This is a genomic window from Deltaproteobacteria bacterium GWC2_65_14 (genome assembly GCA_001797615.1).
Lineage (GTDB): Bacteria > Desulfobacterota > Deferrimicrobia > Deferrimicrobiales > Deferrimicrobiaceae > GWC2-65-14.
In genome coordinates, this window is the sequence record MGPV01000013.1 from 20,010 (window position 1) to 28,853 (window position 8,844).

Genomic DNA, 8,844 nt, shown 5'->3' on the forward strand with positions numbered 1-8,844 from the left:
TTCTTAGGAACGTCCCGGTTCTTGGGGGTGCGCCTCGAGCGACTTGCGGCCGATGGAATGATAGACGAATCCGCCCTCCCGCATCCGCGCCGGATCGTAGATGTTTCGTCCGTCGAAGATCACCGGCTGCCGCATCAGGTTCTTCATCAGCCCGAAGTCGGGCTTGCGGAACTCGTTCCACTCGGTCACGACCAGCAGCGCGTCGGCCCCCTGCAGCGCCCCGTACGAGGACTCGGCATACTCGAGCCGGTCGCCGTACTTCGCCTTCACCTTCCTCGTCGCCTCCGGGTCGAAGACGACCACGGAGGCCTTCGCCGCCAGCAGCGAGTCGAGGAGATAAAAGACCGGCGCCTCGCGCACGTCGTCGGTGTTCGGCTTGAAGGCCAGCCCCCAGACCGCCACCCGCAGTCCTTCCAGCTTTCCCGTGAAATGTTTTTCCACCTTCAGGTAGAAGCGCCTGCGCTGCTCCCGGTTGATCTCCTCCACCGACTGCAGGATGGTCAGCGGCGTCCCCGCGTCCTGCGCGCTTTTCAGCAGCGCCTTGACATCCTTGGGAAGGCAGGAGCCGCCGTACCCCAGGCCGGGAAAGAGGTACCGCTTCCCGATCCGGGAGTCGGACCCGATCCCCTCCCGCACCTGCTCGACATCGGCGCCGACCGCGTCGCAGAACCTCGCCAGGTCGTTCATGTAGGAGATCTTCATCGCGAGGAAGGCGTTCGCGGCATACTTGGTCACCTCGGCGCTCTTCTCGTCCATGACGATCACCGGGGAGCCGGCCGGCAGGAACGGCTCGTAGAGGTCCTTGAGCAGGTCGACCGCCCGTTCGCTCCGGGTGCCGATCACGACCCGCTCGGGGCGCAGGAAATCCTCCACCGCGAACCCCTCCCGGAGAAATTCCGGGTTGGAGACCACGTCGAACTCCAACTTCCCGTCGAGGCTCTTCCGGATCGCGGCGTCCACCTTCTCGCTCGTCCCTACGGGCACGGTGCTCTTGTCCACGATCACCTTGTAGCCGGCGGCGGGATGCTTCGCCAGGATCTTCCCGATCTCCTCGGCGACCCCGAGGATGTACTGCAGGTCGGCCGAGCCGTCCTCGTCGGGCGGCGTCGGCAGGCAGAGGAAGAGCACCCGGGAGGACAGCACCACGGCCTCGAGATCCCCCGTGAAGGCGATCCGCTCCTTCTTCAGGTTGCGCAGGAAGATCTCCTCGAGACCCGGCTCGAAGATCGTCACCTCCCCCGAGGAGAGTTTCCGCACCACCTCCGGGTCGCTGTCGACGCAGAGGACCTTGCTCCCCCGCTCGGCCAGGCAGACCCCCGTCACCAGCCCGACATACCCGGTCCCGACGATCCCGACGTTCATCGATCCTCCCTCATCTCTTTGAACTCCATAACGGAATTACCATACCGGATCTTCACGGCCCGGTCATTCGCGATCCGCGCCGCGGGGCCTTCCCGTTCCCCCGCCCCGATACACCGGCGCGAGGGAAAAATCTATGTCAGGATAATGTCTTTATCCCCTTGACGGAAGGGGCAACCGGTTTCCCCGGATCGGGGAACCGGACAGGAGGAAGAATTTCCCGTTGAACCGGCTCCTTCGGATCCTCCTGATTTTCGCGCTGCCGGCGGTCCTGCCGGCCGGAGCGCAGTCGGCACCGAACCCGGTTGTGCAGATCCGCGGGGAGATCTCGCGTCCGGGCGCCTACGAACTGCGCAAGGGGGAGACCCTCTCGTCGCTGATCCTGCGCGCGGGGGGATATGCCGACAACGCCTGGCTCCCGGGGGCGGTGCTGCTCCGGAAGACCGAAAGGGCCCGGCAGGAGGAGGAACTGGCCGGGATCGTGAAGCGCCTGGAGGCGGCGGTCCGGGAGGACGGCCCCTGGGAGCCGCAGCACGACCGGATGCGGCGGTTCGCCGACTCCGTGCGGCATCTCGCTCCTTCGGGGCGCGTCCCGGTGCGCCTCTCCCTCGTCCGCCTGATGATCCACAGCCCGCAGGATCTGCCGCTCGAGGACGGTGACGACCTGTTCCTCCCCTCTGCGCCCCGGACGGTGCGGGTTCTCGGCGCGCTCCGCGATCCCGGGGAATATCCCGCATCCCCCGGCGCCCGCCTCCCGGAAATCGTCGCGGCGGCGGGCGGATTCCTCCCGGAGGCGGATCGGGACGGGACGATCCTGCTCAAGGCGGACGGAACGGCCGGGAGGCTGTCCGAGGGGTGGGCCGCGTGGAACGAAGCCCTCGGCCGCTGGGAGCTGTCCCTTTTCCGCAAGAACCGCCCGCGGATCGAGGCCGGGGACACGCTTTTCGTGCCGCGCGATCCGGGCCGGTCGGGATGGACGGGCGGGATCGAGGACTACCGGAGGATGTTGGCGCGGATCCTCGAGATCGCCGGTCCGGGGACGTTGCCGTGAGAACACTCGCCGCGCTCCTGGCCTGCCTGTCGCTCCTGGCCGTCGCCTCCGCGTCGGCCGGCGACGCGCCCTTCACCTTCCCCTCGAACTCCGGGCTGACCGGCCTGCTGGAGACGCCGACCGCCCGGGTGATGGAGACGAACCGGTACCGGGTGGGGGTGGGGATGGCCGATCCGTACCGGTGGTACTACGGAGCGATCGGGATCTTCCCCCGGATCGAGGCGGCCGGGCGGGTCACCGAGGTCGGCGGCGTCCCCGGCTTCTCCGAGTTCGGCGGCTACGGCGACACCAAGGACAAGGCGGTCGATTTCAAGTTCCAGTTCCTCCGGGAGGGGAAGTACACCCCCGCACTGGCGCTGGCGGTGCTCGATCCCCACGGCACCCGGATCTACTCCTCCCAGGCGATCGTCGCCAGCAAGCAGATCTTCCCCTTCGACTTCACCCTGGGGCTGGGGAACGGACGGCTTGGGAAGAGGCCGCTCCCCTCCACCGGGGAAAACTTCGGGCTCGAGATCTTCACCGACCCGAAGGAGTGGTGGGGGGACGCCAGCCTCTTCGGAGGGATCCAGTTCGCCCCCACGGAACGGCTCGCCCTGGTGGCGGAGTACAGCCCGGTCGCCTACCACAAGCAGACGACCGACCCGGCGCGCGATGCGCACTTCCGGGAGCCGGTCCCCTCCCGGCTCAACTTCGGCCTGCGCTGGAAGCCGCTTCGGTGGGCGGAGATCGACCTCTCCTGGCAGCGGGGAGAGCAGTTCGGGGTGAACCTCTCGGTGGCCTTCGACATCGGAAAGCCGATCCTTCCGATCCACGACCCCCCCTACCGGGAGCCGGCGAAGGCGCGCGCAAGCCCGTTCGAGGACCGGGTCACGGAGGCCCTCGCGGGTTCCGGCTTCCGCGACGTCGGCGTCTCCTTCGACGGGGTGACGCTGCGGATCGAGGCCCGCAACGACCGCTGGTTCTTCCCCGAGCGGGCGGTCGAGGTGATCCTGGAGATCCTCTCCGGGATGGAGCCGGCGCGGTTCGAGTATCTCCAGATCGTCCTCACCGAGGAGGGGATCCCGCTGCTCGGCTTCGCGACGACCGGCCACGGGCTTTCCGGGTACGGCGCGGGGAAGATCCCCGGGGAGAGGTTCCGGGAGTTTTCCCGGTTCACGATGGAGCTGGCGGAAGCGCCTCCCCTGCCGGTCCGCCACCGCCGCATCGTCGACTGGGATCTGCGCCCCTCCTTCGAGACCTTCCTGAACGACCCCTCCGGCTTCTTCAAGTACCGGCTGGGGGCCTCCGGGCAGCTCCGGGCGACCCCCTGGAGAGGCGGAACCCTCCTGCTCGGGCTGGAGGGGTACCCGCTGAACACCGTATCCACCGTGAACGTGCCGCTCTCCAACCCGGTGCGCAGCGACATCGTCCTCTACAAGAAGGAGCGGATCGCGATGGGGCGGCTGCTGGCGGAACAGGTCGTCCGGGCGCCGGGCCCCGTGTTCGGGCGGATCTCGGCCGGGTACCTGGAGGTGATGTACGCGGGGGTGGACGCCGAGACGGCCGTCCCCCTGTTCGACGGGAGGATCCTGGCGGGGGCGGGGGGAAGCTATCTCCGGAAGCGGGATCCCGACAACCCGTTCCGCCTGCGAAACGACCGGGAGTACCACACCCTCTTCCTGAACGGGCGGCTGAACCTCCCCGAACTGGACCTGATGCTGGATGTGAAGGGAGGCCGCTTCCTGGCGGGAGACCTCGGGGCCCGGTTCACCGTGTCGAAGCGGGTCCGCGGGGTCGTGCTGTCGGCCTGGTACAGCGTCACCGACACCTCGAACTTCACCGACCCGTTCAACCGGGGCTACCACGACAAGGGGATCGCCGTGGAGATCCCGATCCGCCTCTTCCTGGGCCGGGATTCCAGGACCGCCTACCGGATCGCCCTCTCCCCCTGGACCCGGGACGCGGGGCAGGACCTGGACCGGCACCGGGCCCTGTTCGACCAGATCGGGCCAAACCTTCCGGTCCGGATGCCGGGACACCTTGACAGGAAGGACCCGAGCGGGTATACGGAATAAGGGTAAAATGACGTTTGAGAGGAGGACGCCATGAGGATCCTGACCCGGAGCCGTTCCCGGAAAACCGCGATCTCCCTGGCGTCCCTGTTCGCCTTCCTTTTCTTCACCGCAACGGCACCGATGGCCCTCGCGCAGAGCGACTGGCCGACCTGGCCCCCGAAGAAACCGGTTCCGGCTCCCGCGCCGACCGAGCCGAAGAAAGAGACGATCGCCGAGGAGCCGGTCAAGGAAGGGGCCCCCGCGGCAGCGGCTCCCGCTCCGGCCACACCCGCCGCGGAAGCGGCCGCAAGGGCCGGCGCCGCAGCCGGGAAAAGCACGACGGCCGGGATCTCCTCGGGCACCCTCGGATGGGCCGCGGCGATCATCGGCGCCGGCGTCCTGATCGGGGTCGCAGCCGGCGGCGGAGGCGGATCCACATCGGGCCACTGAGCGTAGCCCTGCCCCCCTTACCCCGTTTGCGATCACTCCTGCTATCGCTTTGCCTGGCCGCAATCACCGCTCTGTCGTCCTGCGCGCCCCGCGCCTCCGTCCCCTCCTCCGCCGGGCCACCCACACCGGCATTCGGCCCGATCCTCCACCAGGCCGAGGGGCTCTTCCGGAACATGAAGGCGCGCGACTACCCGGCGATCTGGGGGCTCCTCTCCGCGAAATCCCGGGAGACGATCGTGGGCGACGTGGTGAGGGAGTCCGGCCGGCTGGTAGCGGGTACGGTCGATCCCGGGGAAATCTCGGAGAACTTCGCGCAGGGAGGGGCGGTCGCCCGGGCCTACTGGGAGGGCTACCTGGGGGAGTTCGACCCGGATACCGCGCTGCTGGTGAGCCGGTGGGAGATGGGGAAGATCGAGGGGGACCTGGCCGAGATCCGGATCACCTACGGGAGGTCGGAACGCCCCGCGGTGCTCCGGATGGTCCGGGAGGGAGAGATCTGGAAGGTGGGACTGATCGAGACCTTCCGCCCGCGGCCGCTGCCGTAGAGCAATTCGCCTTCAATCGCTAGTTCAATCCACCCGTTGAATATCCGGAACACCCCTTCGCCGTAGAAATCAAGGGGCACGGGATCTGCAATGGTGCAATCCCGGATGACCCGGGGAAAGACCCGGCTCCGGGACTTGTCTCATTGGAGTAAGTATGATACACACCATGAAAAGCGCCGAGATCATCCGGCGACTCCGATCCGGAGGGTGGACGCTGCACCATGTCAAAGGGAGCCATTACCAGTTCAAGCACCCGGAGAAAAAAGGAAAGATCACTGTCCCGCATCCGAAGAGGGACATCCCGGCCGGGACGCTCCGGAGCATCTTCCGTCAAGCCGGCTGGCCCTGGGTCGCTTGAAATGACCTTCCCCGTAGTAATCCACAGGGAGAAGGGGACCGATTACGGGGTCACCGTTCCGGACCTGCCGGGATGCTTTTCGGCCGGAGAGACGATGCAGAAGGCACTTGTATCGGCCAAGGAAGCGATCGCGACGCATATCGAGGGGATGCTGATCGACGGGGAGCGGGTGCCTCCCCCGGGGAGCATCGACACGCACCGGAAGAATTCCGATTACGCGGAAGGCGCGTGGGCCCTTGTCCCCGTGGACCTCTCCAGGCTGTCCGGCAAAGCCCGCCGGATCAACATCACCCTGCCCGAGCGCGCCCTGCAGGAAGTGGACTCCTGCGCCAAGGCGACCGGCGACACCCGTTCCGGTTTCCTCCTCCGCGCCGCCCTGGAGTATATCGCCCGTCACATTCCGGAATAAGAGTTCCCCTCGAAGAACTCCTTCCCCACCCGCCCCCCGGCGATCCCGGGGACACGCGGTTTCCGTGGAGTAACATCCTTCATGAAGTTGGGCCGGGCCCCGGCCACGAGGGCGATCGTGAAGGCACGCATTTCAGGGACGGGTTCGATCCGGCCGGAGTTTCGAGAGGGCGACGGCATGCTTTGACCCCTTGAGCTGCGCGAGGAATTCAGCGTCCGCCGTGACCAGCGTCGCGCCCTCGGCCTCCGCCAACGCGAGAAAACAGGCGTCGTAGACGGTGATGCCGCGTGCAAAGGCAAGATCGACCGCCCGCTCCAGGAGCTCCGCCGTGACGTCCCTGATGGAAAACCCCATGTCGAGGACCGATGTTGCCGCTTCTTTTACTTCGCGGGCAGCGAACTTCGGGTGGAAGCGAAGGGCGTTGCAGAGCTCGTAGAAAAGCAGCGAGGGGACGGCCACGGGAAACGCCCCTTCGAGGATCCTCTGACGCAGCCGGAGCGCGTTTCCCAGGTCGTCTTCGCCGCTCTCGCTGAACCACTTTAAGAACGTCCCTACGCTTTCTTCTGTCCGCCAAGAAACTCCCCCACCGTCTGGATCGTCACCCCCGAAGACAGGTCCGGGCGGTTCATGAAGGGGCCGAAGTGTTTCCGGTCGCCGGTCAACAGGTGGGTCGCCTTGCAGCGGATGGCCGCCTCCAGGATCGGCCGCTCCTTCTCCGGGAGAGGCACGGGACAGGTCGTTCCCCGCCCGGGAGGAACGATCCCCAACGCCGGGCGGATCGCCTCGAGCGCGGGCAGGGATCCCGGGAACTTGAGTTCGAGGTTGCGGCGCGCCTCCACGAACGCATGGGCGCTCGTCACCAGCCCCCAGTGTCCCCGAATCCCCAGCTCGATCACCAGCGCCGCCTTGCCGGAGGGGTTGTGCGCCGCCGTGAACAGGACGTTCGAGTCGAGGAAGACCCGGGTCACCGCCCGCCGCCGAGACGCTTCAGGATCCTGTCACGCTCTTCCGGAGGGAGACGGTCCTCCTCGTTCCACCGCCGGATGTCGGCGTCGGAGAAGGTTTCCACCTCCATCACGACCGCGGGACGCAACACCAGCGCCCCGTCCCTTTCCTCGGCCGAAAGGACACCCCCGCCCTCGATCCCCAGGCGCTTCCGGATTCCGGCCGGCAACGTGATCTGCCCGCGGCTCGACACGTTCAAGCTCTGCTTCGCCATTCCCCTGACCTCCGTATTTCGGAAAGACAGTATATCAGATTTACAGGAATACAACACATCCATCGGAAATTCATCAAACGCCGCGAGGCACTCGGAGCGTATCCCGTAGCGATCCGGCGGATTTCCCCTTGTGCGGATGGTTCGGTTCCACAGGCGAGGTGAAAAGTTTTAAGAACGTCCCTATGCTTTTTTTGTCAGGGGAGGGAGGTGGAGGGGGGGGGAGGGGGGCGATCAGCGGGGGGAAACGGATCCGGAGGTTTGCCTCGCCTCGGCGATGGCCGCCGGATCATCACCTTCATCGCCAACAGGAAGGCGGACCGCAGCGTCGCCGCATCGTTTCCCTCGTAGCTCACCAGCGCCCGGATGAATTCGATCCTGCCGAAGAAGATCCCGTCCTCGTCGTCGTAATGGACGGAGCCGAAATAGCCCTTATGTTGCATCATGTCCTTCATAACAGGCCCTCCCCCTTGAGAACCTCTTCCACCTGGTCTAGCTGATAACGTTTCAATACAGGCGAAGGATGGGGACGATGGAGGATGATCGGCGGGCGGGATTCGTGGAGAAACCGAACTCGCGAGCCTCCGGTTTTCCCTCCGCCGACAGGTTCCTGCTCATCCCAAGCGATCCAGGAATTCGGCAGGGGATATGATCGGAACTCCTCGAAACCTTCCGAGGGGAAGGAGGTGCTTCCGGTCGCCCGTGACGATGACGTCCACCTTTCCCGCGACCGCGCAGGCCAGCACCTTGGCATCGTCCGGATCCGGGAGAAATTCGACGCCGCACGGATCGCATTCGACCAGCGTGCAAAGAGAACGCAGTTCTTCCACAAGCTGCCCGGCCTCCGCCTGGCTCCAGCGGAACTTCCTCCGCATCACCCTCTCCACCTCGGAGAGGATCCCCTCCGACGACAACAGCTGGAGGACCCCGGCGCGGGCCAATGAGAGGATCTCTTCGCAGTTTCGCCCGAGGAGCACCGCCGAAACGAACACGTTCGAGTCGAGGAGAACCCTCACTTCCGGCGCATCTCATGAATGACCCGGTCGACGTCGGATTCGGTCCGGATGCCGAACTTCAATGCCGTACGGGCGCCTTTTTTCCGAAGATCCGCCCATGACCGGGTACGGATATATTCGCGGGCGGCGACCCGCAGCAACTCCGAGCGGGTCATCCGCTCCTTTTCGGCAAGCTTTCCGATCTCCTCCCAGAGGGAGGGGGGAACCGATATCGACAGGACCTTGCTGGATCTCATCTCTTCACTCCCGGACCAACAGTATTACTTCGTATGATACCGTTGATCCCGACGAGGGTCAATGGTTCCCGAACACATCCACAACCGGGGGCGCTTCCCCGACACCTGGTTCTGGCGGTCGCACCGGAAGCAGGAGATCGATTACCTGGAGGAGGAAGGAGAAGCCACTGC

Annotated in this window: 13 protein-coding genes; 6 read left to right on the forward strand and 7 right to left on the reverse strand. The window is 66.0% G+C overall.

Translation table 11 applies throughout. The features are described from left to right. Positions 1-3 precede the first annotated feature (3 nt). On the reverse strand, positions 4-1,362 hold the full coding sequence (locus A2X88_02525; protein ID OGP35316.1) for a UDP-glucose 6-dehydrogenase: 1,359 nt from the start codon (positions 1,360-1,362) through the stop codon (positions 4-6). A gap of 220 nt (positions 1,363-1,582) precedes the next feature. Between A2X88_02525 and A2X88_02530 the strand changes: the two genes are divergently transcribed. From A2X88_02530 to A2X88_02555, 6 genes are all read left to right on the forward strand, one after another. Further along, entirely contained in the window at positions 1,583-2,410 is an 828-nt protein-coding gene (locus A2X88_02530; protein OGP35317.1) for a hypothetical protein, read from the forward strand. After that, positions 2,407-4,464 carry a hypothetical protein gene (locus tag A2X88_02535; protein OGP35318.1) on the forward strand — a complete coding sequence of 686 codons (2,058 nt, stop codon included), beginning with the start codon at positions 2,407-2,409 and terminating at the stop codon, positions 4,462-4,464. Before A2X88_02530 ends, A2X88_02535 begins: the two co-directional genes overlap by 4 nt. Positions 4,465-4,494: 30 nt before the next feature. After that, positions 4,495-4,893 (forward strand): hypothetical protein, encoded by a 399-nt coding sequence (locus A2X88_02540; protein ID OGP35319.1) that lies wholly within the window; start codon positions 4,495-4,497, stop codon positions 4,891-4,893. 173 nt (positions 4,894-5,066) lie between these two features. Continuing rightward, a complete protein-coding gene (locus A2X88_02545; GenBank protein OGP35320.1) occupies positions 5,067-5,438 on the forward strand; it encodes a hypothetical protein in 372 nt (123 codons plus the stop codon). A gap of 166 nt (positions 5,439-5,604) precedes the next feature. Next, positions 5,605-5,796 carry a toxin HicA gene (locus tag A2X88_02550; GenBank protein ID OGP35321.1) on the forward strand — a complete coding sequence of 64 codons (192 nt, stop codon included), beginning with the start codon at positions 5,605-5,607 and terminating at the stop codon, positions 5,794-5,796. A gap of 1 nt (position 5,797) precedes the next feature. Continuing rightward, a complete protein-coding gene (locus A2X88_02555; protein ID OGP35322.1) occupies positions 5,798-6,205 on the forward strand; it encodes a hypothetical protein in 408 nt (135 codons plus the stop codon). Positions 6,206-6,337: 132 nt separating this feature from the next. Here A2X88_02555 and A2X88_02560 read toward each other — a convergent pair whose 3' ends face one another. From A2X88_02560 to A2X88_02585, 6 genes are all read right to left on the reverse strand, one after another. Continuing rightward, positions 6,338-6,664, reverse strand: a complete 327-nt coding sequence (locus tag A2X88_02560) for a hypothetical protein (GenBank protein ID OGP35323.1) — start codon at positions 6,662-6,664, stop codon at positions 6,338-6,340. A gap of 92 nt (positions 6,665-6,756) precedes the next feature. Then, positions 6,757-7,173 (reverse strand): hypothetical protein, encoded by a 417-nt coding sequence (locus A2X88_02565; protein ID OGP35324.1) that lies wholly within the window; start codon positions 7,171-7,173, stop codon positions 6,757-6,759. Next, on the reverse strand, positions 7,170-7,424 hold the full coding sequence (locus A2X88_02570; GenBank protein ID OGP35325.1) for a hypothetical protein: 255 nt from the start codon (positions 7,422-7,424) through the stop codon (positions 7,170-7,172). Before A2X88_02570 ends, A2X88_02565 begins: the two co-directional genes overlap by 4 nt. A 194-nt stretch (positions 7,425-7,618) precedes the next feature. Next, the gene (locus tag A2X88_02575) at positions 7,619-7,876 is read right to left on the reverse strand and encodes a hypothetical protein (protein ID OGP35326.1); all 258 of its coding nucleotides are present in this window, start codon (positions 7,874-7,876) and stop codon (positions 7,619-7,621) included. Positions 7,877-8,035: 159 nt separating this feature from the next. After that, positions 8,036-8,437, reverse strand: a complete 402-nt coding sequence (locus tag A2X88_02580; protein ID OGP35327.1) for a putative toxin-antitoxin system toxin component, PIN family — start codon at positions 8,435-8,437, stop codon at positions 8,036-8,038. Further along, positions 8,434-8,673, reverse strand: coding sequence for a hypothetical protein (locus A2X88_02585; GenBank protein ID OGP35328.1), 240 nt, complete (start codon positions 8,671-8,673; stop codon positions 8,434-8,436). Before A2X88_02585 ends, A2X88_02580 begins: the two co-directional genes overlap by 4 nt. Positions 8,674-8,844 lie beyond the last annotated feature (171 nt).